The organism is Cupriavidus sp. GW823-FHT07A04 (genome assembly GCF_058794615.1).
Window position 1 is genome coordinate 12335 of the sequence record NZ_JBXAHA010000027.1, and the last position, 25476, is coordinate 37810.

The window sequence follows — 25476 nt, forward strand, 5'->3', positions numbered from 1 at the left end:
TGGCACCGGGTTGATATGCCCGAGGCCTTCACCACCGCGCCCGCCCCACCACGAAACCACTGATGGGCGATGTGTCGTGATGGTCCGTGCCGGTAACGGCAGATGGTCGAATGCTCACAGAGCAAAGCGATCAGGGGCACCACCACGTGACCATTGGGTCATGCATTTTAGATGCCCTACAAGCCGGTATGGCAAAGGCCAGCCAACACTCCGGGCCGTACGACGCAACCACCGACGCCCACAAGCCCGATTGCTCTGCCCCCGGCAGGGTCGGCTTTCTTCTCGTTAGTCTTCTTTGCCGACGCAAAGAAGAGTGACCGGCAGCCCCCGCAGGGGGATGTCGTATGGCTCTTGGGTGCAAAGGCCAACGCCGCAAAAAGAAACAGCGACCAACCCCAAAGACCAATGTCGTACGGCCCGCGAGTCCAAGATGCCAATACCGCCAGCAAACCATAAAAGAAAAGCCCCGCAAGGGGCCTTTCAAACGTACGGCTGGAAAACCAGGACAGCTTAAACCGTCACCGTATCCGCCACGCCCTTGAAGTCTTCAATCTTGTCGAAGTTCAGGTACTTGTAGATCTGATCACCGTTGGTGGCCAGCACGCCCATGTCCGACATGTACTCTTCCTTGGTCGGAATACGACCCAGACGCGAGCAGATCGCGGCCAGCTCGGCCGAACCCAGGTACACGTTGGTGTTCTTGCCCAGACGGTTCGGGAAGTTACGGGTGCTGGTCGACATCACCGTGGCGCCTTCGCGCACTTGTGCCTGGTTACCCATGCACAGCGAGCAGCCCGGCATTTCGGTGCGGGCGCCGGCCGTGCCGAACACGCCGTAGTGGCCTTCTTCGGTCAGTTGCTTGGCGTCCATCTTGGTCGGCGGGGCAACCCACAGCTTGACGGGGATGTCGCGCTTGCCTTCGAGCAGCTTGGAGGCTGCGCGGAAGTGGCCGATGTTGGTCATGCACGAACCGATGAAGACTTCGTCGATCTTGGCGCCAGCCACTTCCGACAGGGTCTTGACGTCGTCCGGGTCGTTCGGGCAGGCCACGATGGGCTCATGCACGTCGGCCAGGTCGATCTCGATCACGGCGGCGTACTCGGCGTCCGCATCCGGCTCCAGCAGCTTGGGGTCGGCCAGCCAGGCTTCCATGGCCTGGATACGGCGCGACAGGCTGCGCGGGTCTTGGTAGCCTTCGGCGATCATCCACTTCAGCAGCGTGATGTTGCTGTTGATGTATTCGATGATCGGTTCCTTGTTCAGACGCACCGAGCAACCGGCGGCCGAACGCTCGGCGGAAGCGTCGGACAGCTCGAACGCTTGCTCGACCTTCAGGTCGGGCAGGCCTTCGATTTCCAGGACGCGGCCCGAGAAGATGTTCTTCTTGCCTTGCTTGGCCACGGTCAGCAGACCCGACTTGATGGCGTACAGCGGAATGGCGTTGACCAGGTCACGCAGGGTGACGCCGGGCTGCATCTTGCCCTTGAAGCGCACCAGCACGGATTCCGGCATGTCCAGCGGCATCACGCCGGTGGCAGCCGCGAACGCCACCAGGCCCGAACCCGCCGGGAAACTGATGCCGATCGGGAAGCGGGTGTGCGAGTCGCCGCCGGTGCCAACGGTGTCGGGCAGCAGCATGCGGTTCAGCCACGAGTGGATCACGCCATCGCCCGGGCGCAGCGAGATGCCGCCACGGGTGCTGATGAACTGCGGCAGCGTGTGATGGGTCTTGACGTCGACCGGCTTCGGATAAGCGGCGGTGTGGCAGAACGACTGCATCACCAGGTCGGCCGAGAAGCCCAGGCAAGCCAGGTCCTTCAGCTCGTCGCGGGTCATCGGGCCGGTGGTGTCTTGCGAGCCCACCGAGGTCATCTTCGGTTCGCAGTAGGTGCCCGGGCGGATGCCCTTGCCTTCCGGCAGGCCGCAGGCGCGGCCAACCATCTTCTGGGCCAGCGTGAAACCGCGGCCAGTGTCGGCCGGGTTGTGCGGCAGGCGGAACAGCGTGGACGGGGCCAGGCCGAGCGCCTCGCGGGCCTTGGCGGTCAGGCCACGGCCAACGATCAGGGGAATACGGCCGCCGGCGCGCACTTCGTCGAACAGCACATCGGACTTGACGGTGAACTCGGCGATGACCTGGCCGTTCTTCAGGGCCTTGCCATCATAGGGACGCAGCTCGACCACGTCGCCCATTTCCATCTGCGACACGTCCAGCTCGATCGGCAGTGCGCCGGCGTCTTCCATGGTGTTGTAGAAGATCGGGGCAATCTTGCTGCCCAGGCACACGCCGCCGAAACGCTTGTTCGGCACGAAGGGGATGTCTTCGCCGGTGAACCACAGCACCGAGTTGGTGGCGGACTTGCGCGAGGAACCGGTACCGACCACATCGCCCACGTAGGCGACCAGGTTGCCCTTTTCCTTCAGCGATTCGATGAACTTGACCGGGCCGCGCTTGCCGTCTTCTTCCGGGGTAATGCCCGGGCGCGCGTTCTTCAGCATGGCCAGCGCGTGCAGCGGGATGTCGGGGCGGGTGGTGGCGTCCGGCGCCGGCGAGAGGTCGTCGGTGTTGGTTTCGCCGGTGACCTTGAACACGGTCACGGTCAGGCTTTGCGGCACTTCCGGGCGGCTGGTGAACCACTCGGCGTCAGCCCAGCTTTGCAGCACGGACTTGGCGATGGCGTTGCCCTTGTCGGCCTTTTCCTTGACGTCGTGGAAGGCGTCGAACATCAGCAGCGTCTTCTTGAGCGCTTCAGCCGCAACGGGACCAATCTCGGCGTCGTCCAGCAGTTCGATCAGCGGGGCGATGTTGTAGCCGCCCAGCATGGTGCCCAGCAGCTCGGCAGCCTTGGCACGCGAGATCAGCGTGCAGGCTTCCTTGCCCAGCGCCACGGCGGCCAGGTACGAGGCCTTGACCTTGGCGGCGTCGTCCACGCCCGCCGGCACGCGATGCGTGATCAGGTCGACCAGGACTTGTTCCTCGCCAGCCGGCGGGGACTTCAGCAATTCGATCAACTCCGCAGTCTGCTTGGCGGTCAGCGGCAGAGGGGGGATGCCGAGCGCGGCGCGTTCGGCTACATGGGCGCGATAGTTTTCAAGCATGGGAACCTGCGGGTGATAGGGTTGCAAAAACCGGTTGTGCCGCGATTGTAAAATAAAGTGCACCCTTGGGTCAAACGTCTTATATCTTATATAAGAGTTAGAAACAGAAAACCCAATAAAATCAAGGCCAGGCCGCATGCAAGAGTTCCCCCGGCACCATCAGGCCACCCGCCATCATTCCTGGCTCGGCGGCAGGAAAACCAGCTTCTCCTCCTCATACAGCCGGTAGATCATGTCCAGCATGGCGCTGATCTCCTCGGTCTCGTCGAGCCTGCGCATGCTCATGATGATGGGCGAGACCAGGTTGGGATCGTCCAGCTCCCGGTAGCTGATGTCGTCCCGCTTGAGGCCGTGCACGCTGCTCGGGACGATCGAGATACCCTCCCCGGCCGCCACCAGCCCCAGCGCGATCTGCAGCTCGCGCGCTTCATGGATACGCCCGGGCTGCAAGGCCCGGTCGTGAAACGCTGCCAGCACCTGGTCGGCGTAACTTGGGCGGGGCGCCTTGGGAAAGATGATCAGGTTCTCGCCCAGCAGGTCATGCAGGGCCAGCACGGGCTTGGCCAGCGAGAGCGGGTGCCCGACCGGCAGCGCCACGATCATCCGCTCCTCGCGCAGCACGACCCGGCGCACGTTCGGGTCCTCGTGCCGGATGCGGCCAAACCCCACGTCGATGGTGCCCTGCTTGAGCGCCGCGATCTGGTCCATGGTGGTCATCTCAACCAGGCTCAGCTCGATCTGCGGGTGCTCGGCGCGAAAGCGCCGGATGATCTTGGGCAGCATGCCGTACAGGGTCGAGCCGACAAAGCCGAGCGACATCTTCCGCTCGATCTGCCCCACCCGCCGTGTCATCGACTCCAGTTCCGCGGCTTGCGCCAGCAACTGCTGGGCGTGCGCGTAGAAAAAGCGCCCGGCCTCGGTCAGCTTGAGCGGGCGCGCGTTGCGCTCGAAGAGCTGCACCCCCAGGCCCTCTTCCAGTTGCTGGATCTGCCGGCTCAGCGGCGGCTGGGCGATATGCAGCCGTTCGGCCGCCCGGGTGAAGTTGAGCTCCTCCGCGACGGCGACAAAGTAACGTAAGTGACGCAAGTCCACGACTATACCTTTTGAGTATTCAGCCAATACTAAAACAGTGTTGGACCGCCAATTTCTGCACTCCTATCCTTCGCATCAGGCTGTGACAACGACTTTTTATACCTTTATGGCATTTTAGTTCGAATCACGCGGCCCTGGCGGAATGCCACTGCAAAGACGGACCCCCACATAGAAAACCCGAGACAAGGAGCAGACAAATGACGCATCCGGAAATCGAAGCGCTGGTGAAAGCGTTCATCCTCGACACCGCCAACGGCAAGGCCGATGCGCGCGTGCAAAGCGTAGTGGTCCGCCTGACCACCGACCTCTTCAAGGCGATCGAAGACCTGGACCTGAGCGCCAGCGAAGTCTGGAAGGGCATCGAGTACTTCGCCGAGGCCGGGCCGGAACTTGGCCTGCTGGCCGCCGGCCTGGGCCTGGAGCGCTTCCTGGACATCCGCGCGGATGAAGCCGAGGCAAAGGCCGGTCTCGCCGGCGGCACGCCGCGCACCATCGAAGGCCCGCTGTACGTGGCCGGCGCGCCCGCGAGCGAAGGCTTCGCGCGGCTGGACGACGGCAGCGAAGACGGCCAGGGCGAAGTCCTGTTCATGCAGGGCACTGTGTTCGACACCAACGGCAAGCCGCTGCCCGGCGCCGCGGTGGAGGTCTGGCATGCCAACTTGCTCGGCAACTACTCGTTCTTCGACAAGACGCAGTCCGACTTCAACCTGCGCCGCACCATCACGACCGATAGCGAGGGCCGCTACCAGTTCCGCAGCATCGTGCCGATGGGCTATGGCTGCCCGCCGCAAGGCACCACGCAGCGCCTGCTGGACCTGCTGGGCCGCCATGGCCGGCGTCCCGCGCACATCCACTTCTTCGTGTCCGCGCCCGGCCATCGCAAGCTGACCACCCAGATCAACATCGACGGCGACGAATACCTGTGGGACGACTTTGCCTTTGCCAGCCGCGAGGGCCTGGTGCCAGCGCTCAGGCACGTCGAGTCCCCGCGGGCACTGGCCGAGCACGGCCTGGACAAGCCGTTTGCCGCCATCGATTTCGATTTCCGCCTGTACGCAGATTGCGCGGCAGCGCCGGCACCGGAAGTGGAGCGCACGCGCGCCGCCGCGTAAGCCCCGGCGCCCGAGGCATCTCAGGCGCCCGCACCGCATCAGCAACGACGCAGCAACATCAGGGCCGACCTGAGGATCCCTCACGGCCCGGCGCATCCGCCACGGATGCAGGAGACACCGCATGATCCCCATTTACCCGGACCACAGCCCGGCCCTCGCGCGCCTGGACGACTACCTGGTGGAAAACCGCGAGACCGGCGACCACCGCCTGCATCGCAGCGCCTTCACCGACGAGGCCCTGTTCGAACTCGAGATGAAGCACATCTTCGAGGGCAACTGGATCTACCTGGCGCACGAAAGCCAGATCCCCGGCAACAACGATTACTACACCACCTACATGGGCCGCCAGCCGATCGTGATCGCACGCAACCGCCAGGGCGAACTCAACGCGCTGATCAACGCCTGCACCCATCGCGGCGCCATGCTGTGCCGCCACAAGCGCGGCAACAAGGCGACCTACACCTGCCCGTTCCATGGCTGGACCTTCAATAACAGCGGCAAGCTGCTCAAGGTCAAGGATCCGGAGGGCGCCGGCTACCCCGATTGCTTCAACAAGGAAGCCTCGCACGACCTGAAGAAGGTGGCGCGCTTCGAGAACTATCGCGGCTTCCTGTTCGGCAGCCTGAACCCGGATGTGGCGCCGCTCAAGGACTTCCTGGGCGAGGCCGCCAAGATCATCGACATGATCGTGGACCAGTCCGCCGACGGGCTCGAAGTGCTGCGCGGCGCGTCCACCTATACCTTCGAAGGCAACTGGAAGCTGCAAACCGAGAACGGCGCCGACGGCTACCACGTCTCCGCCGTGCACTGGAACTACGCCGCCACCACCAACCACCGCAAGCAGGAAAACGCCCGCGAGGACAAGATCCGCGCGATGGACGCTGGCAACTGGGGCCGGCAAGGCGGCGGCTTCTACGCGTTTGATCACGGCCACATGCTGTTGTGGTCGCGCTGGGCCAACCCGGAGGACCGGCCGAACTTCAACCGGCGCGAGGAATTCGCCGAGCGCTGCGGTGCCGAGACGGCGGACTGGATGATCCAGAACTCGCGCAACCTGTGCCTGTACCCCAACGTCTACCTGATGGACCAGTTCGGCTCGCAGATCCGCGTGCTGCGCCCGCTGTCGGTTGGCAAGACCGAAGTCACCATCTACTGCATCGCGCCCAAGGGCGAAGCCGACGACGCGCGCGCACGCCGCATCCGCCAGTACGAGGATTTCTTCAACGTCAGCGGCATGGCCACGCCCGACGACCTGGAAGAATTCCGCGCCTGCCAGCAAGGCTATGCCGGCAGCGCGGTGGCATGGAACGACATGTGCCGCGGCGCCACGCACTGGGTGGAAGGCGCCGACGAGGCCGCCCGCAAGATTGGCCTCAAGCCGTTGATGAGCGGCGTCAAGACCGAGGACGAAGGCCTGTACACGGTGCAGCACCGCTACTGGCTGGACGTGATGAAGAAGGCCACGGGAGCCGAAGCCAGCAAGATCAGCAGCGCCGGGAGCGAAGCATGAGCACGACCCCAACGACCGCACCCATCGGCCTTGCCGAAATCCAGGCCTTCCTCTACCGGGAAAGCCGCTTGCTTGACGACGAACAATGGGATGAATGGCTGGCCTGCTATCACCCGGATGCCGCTTTCTGGATGCCGTCCTGGGACGACGACGACACCCTGGTGACCGATCCGCAGCGCGAGATCTCGCTGATCTACTACCCGAACCGCCAAGGCCTGGAAGACCGCGTGTTCCGCATCAAGACCGAGCGCTCGAGCGCCACCATGCCGGACACGCGCACCAGCCACAACATCAGCAACGTCGAACTGGAGCGCCAGGAAGGCAGCGCCTGCACGGTGCGCTTCAACTGGCACACGCTGAGCCACCGCTACAAGACCAACTACAGCTACTTCGGCATGTCGCGCTACGTCATCGACTTCGCCGGCGAGCAAGCGCAGATCCTGGACAAGTACGTCGTGCTGAAGAACGACTACATCCACCAGGTCATCGACATCTATCACATCTGAGCGGACGCGCCGGAGGAACCACGCCATGGAATACAACATCGCTCTGCAGTTTGAAGACGGCGTTACCCGCTTCATCACCTGCGCCGCCAACGAAACCCTGTCCGACGCCGCCTACCGCCAGCAGATCAATATCCCGCTGGACTGCCGCGACGGCGCCTGCGGCACCTGCCGCGGCTTGTGCGAATCCGGCGAGTACGACCTGCCGGCGTCGAGCTATATCGAGGACGCGCTGACGCCCGAGGAGGCCGCCAAGGGCTACGTGCTGGCCTGCCAGACCCGCCCGCGCTCCGATTGCGTGATCAAGGTGCCGGCCTCGTCGGCCGCCTGCAAGACCGGCGTGACCCGCTACCAGGGCAAGCTGGCGGCGGTGGACAAGCTGTCGGACTCCACCATCGGGTTCTCGATCGAGCTTGGCGCGACCGCCGCCCCGACCTTCCTGGCGGGGCAATATGTGAACGTGGAAATTCCGGGTACCGGCCTGACCCGCTCGTACTCGTTTTCCTCCGCCCCCGGCGCCGCCCGCACCTCGTTCGTGGTGCGCAACGTGCCCAACGGCCGCATGAGCGAGTTCCTGAGCAAGGAGGCACTGCCCGGCCAGCCCATTTCCTTCGCCGGCCCCTATGGCAGCTTCTACCTGCGCGAAGTGACCCGCCCGGTACTGTTCCTGGCGGGCGGCACCGGCATCGCGCCCTTCCTGTCCATGCTGGACGTGCTGGCCGCGAACGGCAGCCCGCACCCCATCCGCCTGGTGTACGGCGTGACGCATGAGATCGACCTGGTGGCATTGGCACAACTCGACGGCGCAAAGGACAAGCTCGCCGGCTTCGAGTACCGCACCTGCGTGCTCGATCCGGTCAGCGGCGAAACCCGCAAGGGCTATGTCACGCAGCACGTGGAGCAGGACTGGCTCAACGGCGGCGATGTCGACATCTACCTGTGCGGCCCCGTTGCCATGGTGGATGCGGTGCGCGCCTGGCTGCAGGACGCCGGGGTGACGCCGGCCAGCTTCCACTACGAAAAATTCTCGGCCAGCAACGCTGCCTGACCCACCTTCCACGGATCACAGACACGCCATGAACAACAACGCGCGCTTTAGCGGGAAAATCGCCGTGGTAACCGGCGCGGCGCAGGGGATTGGACGCGGCGTGGCGCTCGCCGCCGCGGCCGAGGGCGCCAGCCTGGTGCTGGTCGACCGCTCGGCCCTGGTGCACGAGGCCGCCGCGCAAATCCTCGCCAACGGCGGTCAGGCACTGGCGGTGGAGGCCGACCTGGAAACCTATGCCGGCGCCCGCCTGATGACCAGCGCGGCGCTGCAGGCCCATGGCCGCATCGATGTCCTCGTCAATAACGTGGGCGGCACCATCTGGGCCAAGCCCTACCAGGAATACGAGGAAGCGCAGGTCGAAGCCGAGATCCGCCGCTCCCTGTTTCCCACCCTGTGGTGCTGCCGCGCCGTGCTGCCCGGCATGATCGAGCGCAAGCAGGGCGTGATCGTCAATGTCTCGTCCATCGCCACGCGCAGCATCTACCGCGTGCCCTACGCGGCCGCCAAGGGCGGCGTCAATGCCCTGACCGCTAGCCTCGCCTTCGAGCACGCGCAGGACGGCATCCGCGTCAATGCGATCGCCACCGGGGGCACCGAAGCGCCGCCGCGCAAAGTGCCCCGCAACACGGCGGAGCAGACCCCGCAGGAAGCCGCGTGGTACCAGAGCATCGTCGACCAGACCATGGCATCCAGCCTGATGCACCGCTACGGCACCATCGACGAACAGGTGCGCGCGATTCTGTTTTTGGCGTCCGATGAGGCCTCTTACATCACCGGCACCGTCCTGCCCGTAGGCGGCGGCGACCTCGGCTGAGCTGCGACGACGCCGGCTCGCGCCCTCCCGGCAGACTGACGCTTCACATTTTCGTGTTTTTTCTGCACGAAGCAGCTGGGAGCTGCGTTTTCGGGGCGATGCCCTGAATGGCGAGGCGCACAACGTATTCGCCACCTCAAAAAATATGCCTTTAAGCGCATATTTCTGTGCCGCCTCGGACAGGTAACACCACTCGCGCATGGGTGGGCCCGGGTATGCGGATTTCTCGGTCCGCAGCCGGCTCGCACGGCCCGCCAGGCGCGGCGTGGCGCCTGGCGCCCGCGGCACGCGGTTCTCCGCGCCGTGCCACCATTGGATTTAATCCGCAATCCAATCAATGACTTAGCAAATCGGCGCGACAAGCGGCGGCGCCATCGTCAACGCCAATTCCATGCCCTTGGCGGCCACCTGCGCCTGCTTGCCGCCCTCTCGCCAACCCGGCAAATCATGGCGGTTTCCTGGTCCGTCACCCGCTATCCGGTACCCCGCGCGGCTTTTAGTCAAACATCCACTCAAGTTCCGTGCCCGTCATTCGTTAACCCCTGTAAGACCATCCGCGTAGCTCGGATGACAAGACCTGTTCGGCTCAAAGGGCCAAGCTGAGCGGGTTTCACCCTTTTTTTCGGCCCTTTGCTTGCCGGTCATTCCCTCAAGAATGGCAAGGCATTCCGATACAGGCATCTCATGGCGAATACGCTCACTTCTTCCCAGGCTGACGGCAACACGAGCAAGCGCGGGCGACTGCTGCTGGTGCTCGGCGTCGTGCTCGTCGCGGCGCTGGGTGCCGGGGGCTTTTTTCTGGGCAACATCCTGAGCAACCGCCAACCGGCCGCGCCTGCCGCTCCTGTTGTACCGCCGCCGATTTTTGTGCCCTTGGAAGCATTTACCGTCAATCTGAAAAGCGATGACGGTGACCGCTTCCTGCACACCGGTTTGTCGCTCAAGGTGGCCGACGCGAAGGACCAGGCGCGCATCACCGAGTACCTGCCGGAAGTCCGCAGCCGCATCTTGCTACTGCTGTCGGCCAAGCAACCGCCGGATCTGGCGACGGTGGACGGCAAGCGCAAGCTGGCCCAGGAAATCCAGAGTGTCATCAGCCAGCCGTTCGCGCCCAACCTGCCCAAGCAGCAGATCCTGGACGTCCTATTTACTTCCTTCGTGGTGCAGTAAGCGCTTTGCCCTGCCCCACCAGCAACTCCGATATGAATTCGTCCTTGTTTTCCTTGCCTGTCTCACAGCGCGCGCGCCAACGCCAGCGCGCGGGCTGATCGGTACATGGTCGCTTTCATTCATCACGGCACTCAAGGGGCAGGACACTAGATGGCCTACGACAAGTTTCTCTCGCAGGACGAGGTAGACGAATTACTGAAAGGCGTGTCAGGCGAGACCGATACGCCCGAGGTCGCCGCGCCGGTCTCCGAGGATGGCGTGCGCCCGTACAACCTGGCCACGCAAGAGCGCATCGTGCGCGGCCGGCTGCACACGCTCGAAATCATCAACGAGCGCTTTGCCCGCCAGCTTCGGACCCAGCTGTTCAACTTCATCCGCCGCGGCGCCGACATCTCGGTTGGCTCGGTGCGGATCGAGAAGTACGGCGACTTCGTGCGCAACCTGCCGGTGCCGACCAACCTGAACCTGGTGCACATGAAGCCGCTGCGCGGCACGTCGCTGTTCGTGTTCGACCCCAACCTGGTGTTCCTGGTGGTCGACAACCTGTTCGGTGGCGACGGGCGCTTCCACACCCGCGTGGAAGGCCGCGACTTTACCCAGACCGAGCAGCGCATCATCCGGCGCCTGCTGGACCTTGCGCTCAACAGCTACGGCCAGGCCTGGAATGCCGTGCATCCGATCGAGCTGGAATATGTCCGCTCGGAAATGCACACGAAGTTTGCCAACATCGCCATGCTCAGCGAGGTGGTGGTGACCACCGCCTTCCATATCGAGCTTGGCGCGGTGGGTGGCCAGCTGCACGTCTGCTTCCCGTACTCGATGATCGAGCCGGTGCGCGACCTGCTGATGAACCCGCTGCAGGACGAGGTTGAAGTAGACAAGCGCTGGATCTCCCAGCTGTCGCAGCAGATTCGCTCGGCGGAGGTGGATCTGGTGGCCGAATTTGCCCACGTGGAAAGCACCGTAGCCGAAGTGCTGGCGCTGCGCGTCGGCGACGTACTCCCCATCGAGCTGCCCGAGCAGGTCTTCGGCAAGGTCGATGGCGTACCCGTGCTGCAGGCCGGCTTTGGCACCATGAACGGCCAATATGCGTTGCGGGTAGAACGGATGATCAATCACCAAGAAATCGATTCCAACAAGGAAACCGACCATGACTGACGGCAAAGACGACAAGCCGGCCGACCCGATGGACGACTGGGCCAGCGCCCTGGCGGAGCAGACCAGCGCCGAGGAAATCGCCGCTGCCGCCGCGCCTGCCCAGGCTGTCGCCGCCACGCCTGCCACAGCCACACCAGCCGCCTCCAAGGTCTTCCAGCCGCTGGAGAAGGAAACGCCGAGCGGCTTCCACAACGATATCGAGATGATTCTCGATATCCCGGTCCAGCTCACGGTAGAGCTTGGTCGCACCAAGGTGCCGATCAAGACGCTGCTGCAGCTGGCCCAGGGCTCCGTGGTGGAGCTCGACGGCCTGGCCGGCGAGCCGATGGATGTGCTGGTCAACGGCTACCTGATCGCCCAGGGCGAAGTCGTCGTGGTGAACGATAAGTTCGGCATCCGCCTGACCGACATCATCACGCCGTCCGAACGCATCCGGAAGCTCAACCGATGAAAGCCGGCCTGCGCCGGACCGCCAACGCTGCGCTTGCCGCCGGCGTGGGCCTGGCGCATGCGGCGGGCGCGTACGCGCAAGCCAGTGCCGCGGCGGCCAGCCCTGCCGGTACCGGCACGATCGCCGGCAACGCCGGGGCCGGCAGCCATGTCCCGGTCAGCAGCGCGACGGGGCTGGCGCAAGCCGGCCTCGGCCTGTTCGCCGTCATCGCCCTGATCCTGCTGCTGGCCTGGCTGGCGCGCCGCGCCGGCCTGGTCCGGCACGGCCAGGGCGGCCAGATGAAGGTGGTAGGCAGCACCATGCTCGGCCCCCGCCAGCGCCTGGTGATGGTGGAAGTGGGCGACACCTGCCTGGTGCTGGGCGTGAGCGCCGGCGAGATTCGCACGCTCCACACTTTGCCCGCGCAAGCCGCGCACAAGCCAGACCACCCCAGCGGCAGCGCGGCAACCCCGGGCTCGGCCGGCAGCTTTGGACAAAAGCTGCTGCGCGCCATGCAAGACAACCTGAAGTCATGAATTTCCTGCCTGACGCCTCCCGGCGCACTTTGCAACACCACCTGCAACGCCATCTCCGGTCCGTGCGCGAATGCGCCAGCCAACCCTGCCGGCTTGCGCTCGCGGCATTGCTGGTGAGCGCCTGCCTTGCGCTGGTGCTGTTGCCTGCCATGGCCCACGCGCAGGCGTTGCCCGGCCTGACCAGCAAAGCCGGCCCGGGCGGCAGCCAGACCTGGTCGCTGTCGGTGCAGACGCTGGTCCTGCTTACCTCGCTGTCGTTCCTGCCCGCGGCCATGCTGATGATGACGGGCTTCACCCGCATCATCATCGTGCTGGGGCTGCTGCGCAATGCGCTGGGCACGGCCAGTTCCCCGCCCAACCAGGTGCTGGTGGGGCTGTCGCTGTTCCTGACCTTCTTTGTCATGTCGCCGGTGTTCGACCGCATCTACACCGACGCCTACAAGCCGCTGTCCGAGAACAAGCTCAGCCTGGAAGACGCCGCCGCCAAGGCCGCCGCGCCGCTCAAGACCTTCATGCTCAAGCAGACCCGAGAGAAGGACCTGGCGCTGTTTGCCCAGATGGCCAAGGTGCCCGAGATGCAGGGCCCCGAAGACGTGCAGATGCACATCCTGGTGCCCGCCTTTGTCACCAGCGAGCTCAAGACCGCGTTCCAGATCGGCTTTACCGTCTTTATCCCCTTCCTGATCATCGACCTGGTGGTAGCCAGCGTGCTGATGGCGATGGGCATGATGATGGTGCCGCCGGCCACCATCGCGCTGCCATTCAAGCTGATGCTGTTCGTGCTGGTGGACGGTTGGCAATTGCTGCTGGGCTCGCTGGCGCAGAGCTTCCTGAACTGATCACGGGGCGCTAGCCCCATCCAAGGCCTTCGCCATGACGCCGGAAACCGTAATGAGCATCGCCACCCAGGCGATGAAAATGACCCTGATGCTGTCCGCGCCGCTGCTGCTGGTGGCGCTGGTGGCCGGCCTGGTGGTGAGCCTGTTCCAGGCCGCCACGCAGATCAATGAAATGACGCTGTCCTTCATCCCCAAGCTGCTGGCTCTGTTCGCCACCATGGTGCTGGCCGGCCCGTGGATGATCAACACCTTTGTCGACTACATGCGCGAAGTGTTCCAGGGCATTCCCGCCCTGGTGCATTGAGTCCGATGCGTCCGATGCGTCGGATAAGCCTGGCGTCGCACCTGGCCGCGCTGGGCAACATCTAACGCCGCAATAGCCGTAATAGCTGCAACAGCCGTATCCGCCGCAACAGCCGCCGTGCTCTCCGTCACCTCCGCCCAGCTCTACGCCTGGATCGCCGCCTTCCTCTGGCCCTTGTTCCGCCTGCTGGCCCTGATCGGCACCGCCCCGCTGTTTGGCGAGTCGACCATCCCGAGACGCGCCAAGGTTGGCCTGGCGGCCCTGATGGCGGTGATCATCTCGCCCACCATCGACCACCTGCCGCTGGTGCCGGTGTACTCGCTGGAAGGCTTCCTGATCATCCTCAACGAGGTAGGCATCGGGCTGGCAATGGGCTTCAGCATGCGGCTGGTGTTCTCCGCCGTGCAATTCGCCGGCGAAACCATCGGCCTGCAGATGGGCCTGTCGTTCGCCTCCTTCTACGACCGCTCCTCCGGCGGCCAGACCATGGTGCTGGCGCGCTTTCTCAACGTGGTCGCCATGCTGATGTTCCTGGCCATGGACGGCCACCTGATGCTGCTGGCCACCATCGCCGATAGCTTCGCCAGCCTGCCCATCGCCGCCCAGCCCCTCACCGGCGCCGGCTGGGCAGCGGTGGCCGCCTCCGGCGCCACCGTGTTCTCCTCGGGACTGCTGCTGGCCCTGCCGCTGATCGCCGCGCTGCTCACGCTCAACCTTGCCATGGGCATCCTGAACCGCGCATCTCCCCAACTGTCGATCTTCGCGGTCGGCTTCCCGGTCACGCTGGGCGGCGGCATCCTGATGATGATGCTGATCATGCCGCAGATGAGCACCTTCATGGCGCGGCTGATCGAGGGCGGGTTGAGTACGGTGGCGACGGTGTTGGGGCAGTTTGGGCGGTGAGGGTCAGGTCTCGGCAGACCCGCCCGGAGCTTTAAGAATCCGTTTCAAATTGATTCTGGCAGCGCCGCGCGGCGGTGCCGTACAGTGACGTGTCGGCGGCCGCGGTTCCAGCCAGGGTCCTTTTGCTCCCTGCTGAAGCGGCATCCATAGGTTACAAGCAGGGCCGCCCGACGATTCAGGAATCGATCGTTGAGCACCCTCTCTGCCTCCCTCGACACCGGTGCAAACACCGGCTTCGGCCCCGCCGCCGTGCACCCCGCGGCGGTACCCGCCACGCCAAAACGCTTCGCCATCACCGCGTCCGACCGTTATGTTGGCGTCTTCGACGCCTTCGTCCAGCACGGATGGGAACCGGTGAAGCTGTTCACCGCCCGCGTCGACGGTCGCATGCATCGCACCGACGCCATCCTCGGCCGCGCGGAAGCCCGCAAGATCGACATCCAGCTCTCGCCCATGAATGACCGCTCACTCGACGGCTTGCGCGATCTCGGGTGTGACTTGCTGGTGGTGGCGAGCTACGCGTGGCGCATCGGAGACTGGGCCTCGCGGATTCCGATGGCCATCAATTTCCACCCCTCGCCATTGCCGGTGGGCCGCGGCCCCTATCCGCTGCCACGGGCCATCCTGGACGGCCTCGCCACCTGGGGCGTGAGCTGCCACAAGATCAGCAGGGACTTCGATCAGGGCGACATCCTGGCCCAGCGCCAGTTCGACATTGCCCTCGACGAAACGCATGAAAGCCTCGATCTGAAAACGCAGCGCGCCACCTCGCGCCTGGCCCGCGAAGTGGCCTTCAATCTCGATGCCCTGTGGAAGAACGCCGTGCCGCAGGGTGCGGGCTCCTACATCCCCTTCTGGACCGACGCCGACCGTACGATCGACTTTTCCCTGACGCCCGAGCGCATTAACGCGATGCTGCGCGCCTTCGGGCGCCATGAATGCCTGGCGCGCATCAACGGCAATGTGGTCCACGTCATCGACGCCCACGCCTGGCACGAACCGCATAACCTGCCACCGGGCGTGGTAGACCATGTCGATGGCGAGCGCTTCGTCGTCTCCTGCACGGGCGGATTCATCGCCATTCTCGAGTGGAACCTGTTGCCGCCCGGGCAGATGCGGGGCACGGCGCCGCGCTGAGCGCGCACGGCGCGCGAGACACCACGGGCGAATTGCAGCGTTGCCCCTCAGCCCTTCGGCCCCTCGGCCCAGCCCCCCTCACGCAACCACCACCCGCGTACACCCCTCCTGCGCCTCAAACCCGATATCCACCGGCAGGAACTTGGCAATCACCTCGGCATTGCTGCGCACGTGATTGGTCACTTCGTCCACGGTGAAGCTGCCGCCGCCCGCCAGGGCCATTGGCAGCAGGAGCTGGTCAGCCAGGTGTGGGCCCACCGCACCCTTGCCAGCCAGATAGGCGCTAGCCTGGCGGCAGGCGGCGGCGGCTACGCTTTGCGCGGGGCGGCCCTTCTCGCCGAACTCGCAGAAGACCTCGGTCACGTGCTCGTGCGGCAGCGTCAGCAGCACGGCGTTGCCGGGGCCTTCCTCATGGCGCAAGCCACCCACGTGCAACTGGCTGGCGTCCCATCCCATGTGCTCGCCGACGAGGTCGAGCTCGCGGCGAGCTACGTGGAACGGGACGCCGGCGATCAGCACGCGTGCATCGGGCCTGCCGGATGCGCCGCGCGTGTCCAGCGCCAGCGGGCGCCAGGCCGCGCCGGAGCGTCCGCTCACTGTCAGTTCGCCGCCGCCGGCGGGATAGAAGCCGTGGCGGCGCAGCGCGAGCTCGGCAGGCGCGCCCATGCGGGCCATCAGCGGCAGCCAGGCGTCGCGCAGGAAGGTGGCTGAAGGCGCCATGGGGTTGTGGGTGCCACCGGACAGGGTGAGCGTAAAGCCGTCGTCCCCCGCGACGGACCACAGCGCCGGCAGCAAGGTCTGCAGCACCAGCGTGCAACTGCCGGCGGAGCCAATGGCAAAGTCGTAGTTGCCGGCGCGCACGGGCCCCGGCTCGAACGTCAGCGCCGTCGAGCCGATCGCTGCGCCTTCGGTGCGCGCGCCGCTGATCGCCTGCGCCGCCACCACGGCGCTCAGGTGCTGGCGCATCAGCCCGGGCTTGCTGCGCCGGGCGCGCACGTTGGCGATATGCACGGGCGTGCCGGTCACCATGGCAAGCGACAGCGCGGTGCGCAGGATCTGGCCCCCGCCCTCGCCGTAGGCACCGTCGATTTCAATCATCACGGAATACTCTTCTGTTCTTGTTGTTATGCCAGCGCCGCCAGGGACAGGTTCGTCCCCGGCGGCGGTTGCTGCCCTCAGCCCTTCACGCACACCACCTGCTTGAGCGTGTGGACGATCTCGACCAGGTCGGACTGCGCCGCCATCACCGCGTCGATGTCCTTGTAGGCCATCGGGATCTCGTCGATGACTTCGGCATCCTTGCGGCACTCGACGCCTTGCGTGGCCAGTCGCTGGTCTTCCACCGAGAATTGGCGCTTGGCTTCGGAGCGGCTCATGGTGCGGCCCGCACCGTGGCTGCAGGAGCAAAACGATTCCGCGTTGCCCTTGCCACGCACGATGTAGGAGCGCGCGCCCATCGAGCCCGGAATGATGCCAAGCTCGCCGGCCTTGGCGCTGACCGCACCCTTGCGGGTGACCAGCACGTCTTCGCCGAAGTGGCGCTCCTTCTGCACGTAGTTATGGTGGCAGTTCACAGCCTCCATCTCCGTGGCAAAGGGCTTGCCGATCACGGCGCGCGCGGCGTCCAGCACGTTGGCCATCATCGTCTCGCGGTTGCGGCGCGCGTACTGCTGCGCCCACTCCACCGCGAACACGTAGTCTTCATAGTGCTCGCTGCCTTCCACCAGGTAGGCCAGGTCGCGGTCGGGCAGGTTGATGAAGTGTCGGCGCATATCCGCTTGCGCCAGCTCGATAAAGGTGTTGCCGATGGCATTGCCCACCCCGCGCGAGCCCGAGTGCAGCATGAACCAGACCGACTGGCTCTCATCCAGGCAGACCTCGATAAAGTGGTTGCCAGTACCCAGCGTGCCCAGGTGGTTGCGGTTGTTGGTGCGCGCCAGCTTCGGGTGCTTCTGCGTGATGCGCTCGAAGCCACCTGCCAGCGCGGCCCAGCTCGCATCCACCGCATCCGGCACCTCGCCCCAGGCACCCTTGTCGCGCCCGCTGCGGTTGTTGGAGCGGCCGTGCGGCACCGCTTTCTCGATGGCGCTGCGCAGCGGGCCGAGGCTATCGGGCAGGTCGCTGGCGGTTAGCGTGGTCTTGACGGCGATCATGCCGCAACCGATATCCACGCCCACCGCCGCCGGGATGATGGCGCCGCGTGTGGGGATCACCGAGCCGATGGTGGAACCCTTGCCCAGGTGTACGTCCGGCATCACGGCCAGGTGCTTGAAGATGAACGGCATCTGTGCGGTGTTGGCGAGCTGCGCGCGCGCGCCGTCATCGACGGGCACGCCATGGGTCCACATCTTGACCGGGCGGCCGGTGCCAGACTGGAATACGTCGTAATTCTCCTTGCTCATGTCTTCTTCTCTCTTTGCCTTGCGGCGGGACTACGCTGGCGTTGGCCAGCAAGATACCAAATAAGGTGGGCGACTAGTGGTTGTGGAACCGGCGCTCTAATCGTAGGGCAATGCGGCCTCGCCACGACAAGGATCGGCAGGATTTACGCTGCGTATGCCGCAGCGGCCGGAATTGAACCGGCAATCACCAGATGTAATCCTGGCCAGCATTCGTGGCGAGTCCGCATACCGCAGGCGCCATGCGCGGCGGCTGGGGTATGCCGGCTCGGGGGCGGTAACCAGCGACAAGGGATAGGACAGACAAGCCTTGGATGTAGTCTGCCCGGCATTCGCCAGTCACCGCCGAACCTCACAACTTCAGAACTTCAAACCTTCACAGCGTCGTGGCCGATATCTCGCCCACCCAGTGGCCGGCCTGCAACTGCCCTGCAGCGAAGGCTGCGACGACTTGGAACACCGAGTCGGAGAAGCCCCCGATGTTCAGGATGTCGTCGCGCTCCGGCGCCTGGCTGGACGCGTAGGGCTGCATATCCAGGCACACCAGCCGCGCCTTGGGATTGCGCTGCCTGAAACGCTCCCACTCCCGCAGCGTGGCCGTTTCGCCATGGCGTGCATCCATCCACGACTGGTTGTCCGACACCAGCATGACCACGTCGGCGCTCACGCGGCGATGGTTCAGCCACGCCAGCGGCGCGCTGCAGTTGGTGCCGCCCGCGCCGATCGCCGCCATCTTCTGCGCGTTGGTCATCACCGTGTCGCGCGGGTTCAGCGTCAGCTTCACCACTTCCTCCTTGAAGGGCAGCACCATCGTGTCCGGCTGCTTGCGCAGGAAGGTTGCGGCGACCAGCGCCGCGGCGTCCACGCAGCGCACCGCGCTGCTCGACCCCGCACGGTAGCCCGTCACCGGCGAGTGCATGGAGCCCGACACGTCGGGGCAAACCACCATGCGGCCCTCCACCAGCGGCACATTGGCCAGCGCCAGTTCCAGCGCATCCTGCAAGGCCTCGCGCACGCCCGCCGGCATGTCTTCCCCGGCGGCGTGGTACGCGGCCAGCAACTGGTACGGAAACACCCGGGCCCGCGCGATGGCTTCAGGCTGCCGCAGCTTTGCCGCGATCTCGTCCGCCATGCCCGGCAGGGCAAACACGCCGTGGCGCGCAAAGGTGTTCAGGTTCATGCGCACCATCTGCCAGCCGCCATGGCGTGCCACCTCGGCCCAGGCCTGGGCATCCAGGTCCAGCGATGCCAGCATCTGGAACGGCACCGCCGGCACCGGCGCCTGCCGCCCTTCGGCCCGCGCCAGCTTGTAGGCCTCCAGGGCCTGCGTCACCGGTGGCAGCGCAGACACGTCATACGGCTTGCCGATCAGCCGGGCAAAGAAGGCGGCGCGCCAGGCTTGCGCCGGCTTCGGGTGCACCATCTTCACCACATCGGCCAGCGACGGGCTGGTGCCCACCGATGCCGACAGCAACGCACGCTCATCGGCCGTGTTGAGCCATTGCTGCACCAGCTTCTTCGGCCGCGTGCCCAGCGACTTGCGGCCCACCGCGCCGCTGCGCAGGATCTGCACAAAGGTGCGCAGCATCTTGCCGTTGTCGATCACGCGGCCGAACACCGCCGGCAGGTGCTGCGAGCCCCGCACGGTCAATGCGGCCAACAGCAGGGCCGGCATGTCCTTCATATAGCCGCGCTCGCGGCAATACACGGCGGTCTTGGCGATAAAGGCCGGATCGACGTCCTCGCACAGCGCCATCACGGCGTCGAGCTGCGCTTCGGCGCTGGCGTAGAAGGTGCCGTTCAGGCAACCCGTTGCCGCGTACTGCGCCAGGCGATGTTCGCGTCCCAGGGCATAGGCAGTGCCGCCCGCCTCGTTGATCGCGTCCGCCGGCGGCAGGAAGCGGCCACGCAGGCTTTGGAACAGATTGGTATTTGCCATTTGCATTCTCCCCAGGAGACAAGGTTGCGTCGTATTCGATGGTCTCTATTTTGCAAACGGCGTGCCAGGGAGCCGCAGGCAAGCAGCAACAAACACATAACCCAATGATTTATAACGACTTCTATCGGACCCCCTCAAGAAACACACCAATTTCCTGCTTGTTTGCCACACCTAATATCTATATATTTGTATAGCTATCTATAAATATGAAGAACATGAAAAAGGTCGTCATCGGCTTCATCGGCACACAACTCGACCGGGGCAAAGGCTCCGCGCGCTGGGAAAAATGGCGGCCCAGCGTAGCCCTGTGCCAGCACGAAGACCTGTTGCCGGATCGCTTCGAGCTGCTCTATACCGGCCGCCACCGGGCGCTGGCCGAGCAGGTCGCGGCCGACATCGCCAAGGTCTCGCCGCAGACGGAGGTCAGGCTGAACCTGCTGGCGCTGGAGGATCCCTGGGATTTCAGCGAGGTCTATGCTTCGCTGCATGAGTTCACGCGCGGCTACCGCTTCGATACGGAGCGCGAGCAGTACTGGGTGCACATCACCACCGGCACCCACGTGGCACAGATCTGCCTGTTCCTGCTGACCGAGGCGCGCTACCTGCCGGCCTGCCTGTTGCAGACCTCGCCGCCCTTGCGGCAGGCCAGCGGCCAGCCGGGCCACTACGCCGCCATCGATCTCGACCTGTCCCGTTACGACCAGCTGGCCGCGCGCTTCTCGCGCGAGCAGCAGGATGCGGTGTCGTTGCTCAAATCCGGCATTGCCACCCGCAACGCCGCCTTCAACCAGATGATCGACGAGATCGAGCGCGTAGTGCTGCGCTCGCGCGCGCCGGTGCTGCTGACCGGCCCGACCGGCGCCGGCAAGTCGTTCCTGGCGCGGCGCGTGTTCGAGCTGAAGAAAGGCCGCCACCAGCTCAGCGGCGGCTTTGTGGAAGTGAACTGCGCCACCATCCGCGGCGACGGCGCCATGTCGGCGCTGTTTGGCCACGTCAAGGGTGCCTTCACCGGCGCGCAGGGCGAGCGCACGGGTTGGCTGCGCTCGGCCCATCAGGGCTTGCTGTTCCTGGATGAGATCGGCGAGCTGGGGCTGGACGAGCAGGCGATGCTGTTGAAAGCCATCGAGGAAAAGCGCTTCTTTCCGGTAGGCGGCGACAAGGAAGTGCAGAGCGATTTCCAGCTGATCGCCGGCACCAACCGAGACCTGCGCGCCGAGGTGCGCGCCGGACGTTTTCGCGAGGACCTGTTTGCCCGCATCAACTTGTGGACCTACCGGCTGCCGGGACTGGCCGAGCGCCCGGAGGACGTGGAGCCCAACCTGGACTACGAGCTCGTGCGCCAGGCGCGCGAGCTCGGCAGCCAGGTGCGCTTCAACAAGGAAGCACGCCAGGCGTGGCTGGATTTTGCGGTATCGCCGCAGGCCTGCTGGCGCGGCAACTTCCGCGACCTCGCCGCGTCGGTGACGCGCATGATGACGCTGGCCGACAGCGGCCGCATCGATGCCAGTGTCGTGGACGCGGAAATCGCGCGGCTGAACGACTCGTGGCAGGACGGCGCTCAGCAGGCGGTAGCCCAGGGCCAGGCGCTGGCCATCCTGGATCCCGCCGTGCGAGCCGCCACGGACCCGTTCGACCTGGTGCAGCTCGACTATGTGCTGAGCGTGTGTCGCCGGAGCAAGAGCCAGGCCGAGGCCGGGCGTACGCTGTTTGCCGTGTCGCGGCTGGGCAAGAGCAGCAGCAACGACAGCGACCGGTTGGCCAAGTACCTCGGCAAATTCGGCCTGACCTTCGCGGCCGCGAGCCAGCCCTAGCTTAGCGCCTCGGCCGCGATCCGCGCCGCAGAGGCCAGCACGTCGTTGCGATAGGCGGCGTCCTTGCCGGGTTGCGTGAAATAGATCGCCAGCACGATGGGCGGCTTTCCGGGCGGCCATGCCACACCAATGTCGTTGGCCGTGCCGTAGTCGCCGGAGCCCGTCTTGTCCGCCACCTGCCAGTCCGCCGGCATGCCGGCGCGGATCCGCGTGGCGCCAGTGGTATTGCCGCGCATCCATGCCACCAGCTGTTCGCGCTCTGCCCCGCCCAGCGCATCGCCCAACGTGAGCCGTTGCAGGCTAGCTGCCATGGCCGCCGGGGTCGACGTATCGCGCGGGTCGCCAGGCAACGCGGTGTTGAGCTCGGTCTCCCAGCGGTCGAGCCGGAACTGGTCGTCGCCGATCGCACGGGCAAACGCGGTCACGGCGGCGGGGCCGCCGAGCAGCTTCACCAGCAGGTTGGCGGCCGTGTTGTCGCTGTACTGAAGGGCGGCCGCGCACAGTTCGGCTACCGTCAGGCCGTCGCCGACGTGTTTCTCGGTGATCGGGGAATAGGCAACCAGTTCGTCCTTCTTGTAGGCAATGCGCCGTTGCAGCAGCCCGGCCTGCGTTGCGCTGCGCTGCAGGACGGCGGATGCGGCGATCACCTTGAATGTGCTGCACAGCGCAAAGCGTTCGTTTGCACGGTGATTGAGCCACGCGCCATTGGCGGTGTTCAGCGCAGCGATGCCAAGGCGCCCGCCTGCTGCGGACTCGAGCGCGGCCAGGCGGTCTTGCGCCGCATCGCTCCCTTCGGTCCTGCCGGCCCACGGCGTACAGGCGGCGGTAAAGGGGGCCGTCGCGGCGGCGAGCAGCAGCGTGCGGCGAACGGGGCAATGTGTCATCGGTCCTTTCCTGTGATTAAGCGGTTGCATCAGAGTGATCCCAACAGTCCCGGCAACGCCTGCATGAACGCATCGCGCGCGCGCAATCCTGCGCTGACAGGCTCCTTCTTCTCATCCTGGATCAGGCGCGCAAAGACGACGTTCCGGCCGTCCTTCGCCGCCCAGCCGACAAACCATCCGTAGCCGTGGCTCCAGTCCTCGGTGCCATTGGCCAGGCGCGGGGCGCCGGTGCCCGTCTTGCCGTAAACGGCCCATCCGTTTGGCAACGCGCCGAGCGCCATGATCCGGCTTGTCATGTCATAGGCATGCGCGGTCACGGGCAATTTGCGATTGACCACCTTTTGCAAAAACGCAACCTGCTCCAGCGGCGAGATCTTCAGCGACGAGCTGAGCCATGAGCGCGTCAGCCCGTTGTGCTTGCCGGGGTCGCCAGAGATATCGCCGTTGCCGTACTGGAACGCACTGACGTACCGCCCGAAGCGCGCCTGGCCAAGCTGTTGCGTCAACTGCTGCGAGTACCACACAACCGAGGTCTTCATCCAGCGCTGGGGGTCCGTGGTGACGCGCTTGGACGGGTTGCTCTCACGATACGCCTCACGATACGGCATGGCTGGCGCGTGTTCATCCGCCAGTAGCCCCGCGTCGAAGCCCATCAGGCTGAGCGGGACCTTGAATGTCGATGCCGCGGTCACGCGCTGGTCGCAGGTGCCCTCTTGTTTAAGCAACTTGCCGCTACTGGCATCCGCAAGGACCGTGCACGTCAGCTCGGCACGGGCGGTTGATAGGGACAGCGCCGCGCAGAGCGCGGCAAAGATGGCGATTGGCTTCAAGATGATCTCCGTGATTTTTATGAGCGCGATCGATCTGGCCGGCCAGGCCGGCGCACGAAACGGAGCATAGGAGCGCGGCGGCATGACGCCAAGCCCGCTGGCTGTAACCTGCGTAACATAGCACCCTCGGCACACGCGCTGATGGCACAATTCCCACACGTCCCGCTGCAAATTACCGCTAGAAAGTGCCGCCGCAAAGGCCCGTTTCAACGTCCTGCATCAACGTCCTGCATCAACGCCCCACACACAACCGTCCCGCATGCGCCAGCCCGCCCTTGCCATCGAGCTATCCGCCCCCTATCTCGTCAACGGCGAGCCCGCGCGCTACCAGAGCCTGTGGCTGCTCGCCGCCGTCTGCGCGGCCGCGCGCAACCGCGGGGCCAGCCTGCCGGCGGTGCATTTGCAAACCCGCTTCCCCGATGCCGCCAATATCCGCATGATGGTCTCGCGCGCCTTTGCCGACTTCGCACGCTGGGGCGTGCCGGTGGGCTGGGGACCGGACCGGGGCCAGGGCATCGCGGGCCTCAACCCGGCGCGCCGCAGCCGCGGGCCGTTCTGGATCGAGCCGGAGCACGGCAAGCGCGTGCGCTTCACCGTGGATGGCCGCAGCGCTGGCGACGCGGCATTGGCGCGCTTCGTGGGGCTGGGCACTGCCGCCGCGAAGCATGCCGCCCGCCAGGCAGACGAGGCCCACCCCGCGGTCGACTACGTGATGCGCGACATCAGCTACTGGAGCCATCTCACGCAAGCCATGCGCGGCATGCAGGACGGTGTGGGCGTTGCCGGCGTTGCGGGTGGTGGCGCCAGCAACGGGGTAGCGGATGCCCTGCGCGCCGCGCAGCGCTGCGCCACCGACGATTTCCAGCACGCCTTCGCGCTGCTCAAGGAGAGCCTGGCCTGGCGGCGCGGCGACGATCTTGCGCGCAGCCGCGCGGCGCTCCAGCGCTTTGACCGCATTGTGGGCACCGGCACCGTGGACACGGCGGTGCCCACCTTCGCCGCCATGGCGCGCGTGGTGCGGGCCTGGGAGCGCTATGCAGGCAACCAGATGGAGGCGGCGCAGGCGGAACTGGAAGGCCTTGCCGCCGATCCGGCGCTGCAGCCCGTGGTGCGCTACAACCCGCGCGTGCGTTTCGAGACCCTCAACCTCGGTGCGCTGATCTACAAGACGGTGGCGATCCGCGACATGGCAACGCAGCCAGAGGCGGCGCGGCAAGCGGCCGAAGCGGCCGTGGCAGGCTTCTCCGGCGCCCTGCAGGCAGCCTATGAGGCAGACTCGGTGGATGCCGCGCAGCACGTGGCGGCCAACCTTGGCCTTTGCCTGTGGCTGTTCTGGAACCACGCGCTGATCGATCCCCGGCGCGCATGGCCCGCGGGCCAGGTGCAGCGCCAGGCCGTGCGCTGGCTGGGCTTGTCAGAATGGATCTGCGACCGCTTTGGCGTGGGCGGCGGCTCGGCGTGGAACATCATCTTCCTGCTGCGCATTGCGCGCGGCAACTGCGCGCAGGACGGCGGCGGGGCGCTCCAGGCGTTTCGCGCGCAGCGGCCGCTGCTGCTGGATGAAGCGGTGGACGCGCTGCGCCCCTTCCATGCGCCCTTTGCGCGGGCCAAGGGCTTTATCAGCTGGTCGTCGCTGGCCAGCTTCGCGCTCGACGAGCACGACACCGGCCACGTGCACTACGGCGCCCTGCCGCTCGCCAACCTGCTGCTGGAAGCCAGCTGGTTCCACGCCTTCGAGCACGGCGCCACGCCTGCCGCGTTTGCCACGGTGGAGCGCCTGGCCGAGCTGCTCGGCAAGCTGCGCCCGGCGGAGCGCCGCTTCTTCGTCTCAGCCATCACCGCGCTGCCACGCGAGCTGCAACTGGCCGCCGCCGAAGCCATCCGGGCCGCACCGCGCCCCGCCCGCAAGACCAAAGCAACGCCACGCCGGTCAGGCTGACACATAACGTTCATCGTGCAGA

General features: G+C 65.6%; 22 protein-coding genes. 15 read left to right on the forward strand and 7 right to left on the reverse strand.

What is annotated here, in order from left to right:
* Positions 1-510 precede the first annotated feature (510 nt).
* Positions 511-3096, reverse strand: a complete 2586-nt coding sequence (gene acnB, locus AC1Q7Q_RS35110) for a bifunctional aconitate hydratase 2/2-methylisocitrate dehydratase (protein ID WP_150990488.1) — start codon at positions 3094-3096, stop codon at positions 511-513.
* A 174-nt stretch (positions 3097-3270) separates the two neighbouring features.
* Positions 3271-4188, reverse strand: a complete 918-nt coding sequence (locus AC1Q7Q_RS35115) for a LysR family transcriptional regulator (RefSeq protein ID WP_492373381.1) — start codon at positions 4186-4188, stop codon at positions 3271-3273.
* 197 nt (positions 4189-4385) lie between these two features.
* Between AC1Q7Q_RS35115 and catA the strand changes: the two genes are divergently transcribed.
* From catA to AC1Q7Q_RS35180, 13 genes are all read left to right on the forward strand, one after another.
* The gene (gene catA / locus AC1Q7Q_RS35120; RefSeq protein ID WP_492373382.1) at positions 4386-5300 is read left to right on the forward strand and encodes a catechol 1,2-dioxygenase; all 915 of its coding nucleotides are present in this window, start codon (positions 4386-4388) and stop codon (positions 5298-5300) included.
* 121 nt (positions 5301-5421) lie between these two features.
* Positions 5422-6810, forward strand: coding sequence for a benzoate 1,2-dioxygenase large subunit (gene benA, locus AC1Q7Q_RS35125; protein WP_492373383.1), 1389 nt, complete (start codon positions 5422-5424; stop codon positions 6808-6810).
* Positions 6807-7316, forward strand: a complete 510-nt coding sequence (gene benB / locus AC1Q7Q_RS35130) for a benzoate 1,2-dioxygenase small subunit (RefSeq protein WP_492373384.1) — start codon at positions 6807-6809, stop codon at positions 7314-7316. Before benA ends, benB begins: the two co-directional genes overlap by 4 nt.
* Before the next feature lie 25 nt (positions 7317-7341).
* The gene (gene benC / locus AC1Q7Q_RS35135; RefSeq protein WP_492373385.1) at positions 7342-8361 is read left to right on the forward strand and encodes a benzoate 1,2-dioxygenase electron transfer component BenC; all 1020 of its coding nucleotides are present in this window, start codon (positions 7342-7344) and stop codon (positions 8359-8361) included.
* Between the two features lie 28 nt (positions 8362-8389).
* Positions 8390-9175, forward strand: a complete 786-nt coding sequence (locus tag AC1Q7Q_RS35140) for a 1,6-dihydroxycyclohexa-2,4-diene-1-carboxylate dehydrogenase (RefSeq protein ID WP_492373386.1) — start codon at positions 8390-8392, stop codon at positions 9173-9175.
* Between the two features lie 684 nt (positions 9176-9859).
* Positions 9860-10345: a flagellar basal body-associated protein FliL gene (gene fliL / locus AC1Q7Q_RS35145; protein WP_150990480.1), complete on the forward strand. Its 486-nt coding sequence runs from the start codon at positions 9860-9862 to the stop codon at positions 10343-10345.
* Positions 10346-10495: 150 nt separating this feature from the next.
* Complete coding sequence (gene fliM, locus AC1Q7Q_RS35150) at positions 10496-11503, forward strand: flagellar motor switch protein FliM (protein ID WP_150990478.1); 1008 nt, start codon at positions 10496-10498, stop codon at positions 11501-11503.
* Positions 11496-11954 (forward strand): flagellar motor switch protein FliN, encoded by a 459-nt coding sequence (gene fliN, locus AC1Q7Q_RS35155; protein WP_492373387.1) that lies wholly within the window; start codon positions 11496-11498, stop codon positions 11952-11954. The genes fliM and fliN overlap by 8 nt, the downstream gene beginning before the upstream one ends.
* The gene (fliO, locus tag AC1Q7Q_RS35160) at positions 11951-12469 is read left to right on the forward strand and encodes a flagellar biosynthetic protein FliO (RefSeq protein ID WP_492373388.1); all 519 of its coding nucleotides are present in this window, start codon (positions 11951-11953) and stop codon (positions 12467-12469) included. Before fliN ends, fliO begins: the two co-directional genes overlap by 4 nt.
* On the forward strand, positions 12466-13308 hold the full coding sequence (fliP, locus tag AC1Q7Q_RS35165) for a flagellar type III secretion system pore protein FliP (RefSeq protein ID WP_492373389.1): 843 nt from the start codon (positions 12466-12468) through the stop codon (positions 13306-13308). Before fliO ends, fliP begins: the two co-directional genes overlap by 4 nt.
* 34 nt (positions 13309-13342) lie before the next feature.
* Positions 13343-13612 carry a flagellar biosynthesis protein FliQ gene (gene fliQ, locus AC1Q7Q_RS35170; protein ID WP_043353410.1) on the forward strand — a complete coding sequence of 90 codons (270 nt, stop codon included), beginning with the start codon at positions 13343-13345 and terminating at the stop codon, positions 13610-13612.
* A gap of 117 nt (positions 13613-13729) precedes the next feature.
* A complete protein-coding gene (fliR, locus tag AC1Q7Q_RS35175; protein ID WP_492373390.1) occupies positions 13730-14515 on the forward strand; it encodes a flagellar biosynthetic protein FliR in 786 nt (261 codons plus the stop codon).
* A gap of 189 nt (positions 14516-14704) precedes the next feature.
* Positions 14705-15652 (forward strand): methionyl-tRNA formyltransferase, encoded by a 948-nt coding sequence (locus AC1Q7Q_RS35180; protein WP_492373391.1) that lies wholly within the window; start codon positions 14705-14707, stop codon positions 15650-15652.
* Positions 15653-15730: 78 nt separating this feature from the next.
* Here the strand turns inward: AC1Q7Q_RS35180 and rtcA are convergent, their stop codons facing one another.
* The 3 genes from rtcA to AC1Q7Q_RS35195 form a co-directional block, all read right to left on the reverse strand.
* The gene (rtcA, locus tag AC1Q7Q_RS35185) at positions 15731-16750 is read right to left on the reverse strand and encodes an RNA 3'-terminal phosphate cyclase (protein WP_492373392.1); all 1020 of its coding nucleotides are present in this window, start codon (positions 16748-16750) and stop codon (positions 15731-15733) included.
* Between the two features lie 77 nt (positions 16751-16827).
* Positions 16828-18054, reverse strand: coding sequence for an RtcB family protein (locus AC1Q7Q_RS35190; RefSeq protein WP_492373393.1), 1227 nt, complete (start codon positions 18052-18054; stop codon positions 16828-16830).
* Between the two features lie 373 nt (positions 18055-18427).
* The gene (locus tag AC1Q7Q_RS35195) at positions 18428-19990 is read right to left on the reverse strand and encodes a vWA domain-containing protein (RefSeq protein WP_492373394.1); all 1563 of its coding nucleotides are present in this window, start codon (positions 19988-19990) and stop codon (positions 18428-18430) included.
* Positions 19991-20196: 206 nt separating this feature from the next.
* Between AC1Q7Q_RS35195 and rtcR the strand changes: the two genes are divergently transcribed.
* Positions 20197-21801 (forward strand): RNA repair transcriptional activator RtcR, encoded by a 1605-nt coding sequence (gene rtcR / locus AC1Q7Q_RS35200; protein WP_492373395.1) that lies wholly within the window; start codon positions 20197-20199, stop codon positions 21799-21801.
* Here rtcR and bla read toward each other — a convergent pair.
* Together bla and blaOXA are read right to left on the reverse strand one after the other, a co-directional pair.
* Positions 21798-22685: a class A beta-lactamase gene (gene bla, locus AC1Q7Q_RS35205; protein WP_492373396.1), complete on the reverse strand. Its 888-nt coding sequence runs from the start codon at positions 22683-22685 to the stop codon at positions 21798-21800. The two genes, rtcR and bla, sit on opposite strands and share 4 nt — an antisense overlap.
* A gap of 29 nt (positions 22686-22714) precedes the next feature.
* The gene (gene blaOXA / locus AC1Q7Q_RS35210; protein ID WP_492373436.1) at positions 22715-23515 is read right to left on the reverse strand and encodes a class D beta-lactamase; all 801 of its coding nucleotides are present in this window, start codon (positions 23513-23515) and stop codon (positions 22715-22717) included.
* 259 nt (positions 23516-23774) lie between these two features.
* Between blaOXA and AC1Q7Q_RS35215 the strand changes: the two genes are divergently transcribed.
* Complete coding sequence (locus AC1Q7Q_RS35215) at positions 23775-25454, forward strand: hypothetical protein (RefSeq protein WP_492373397.1); 1680 nt, start codon at positions 23775-23777, stop codon at positions 25452-25454.
* Positions 25455-25476 lie beyond the last annotated feature (22 nt).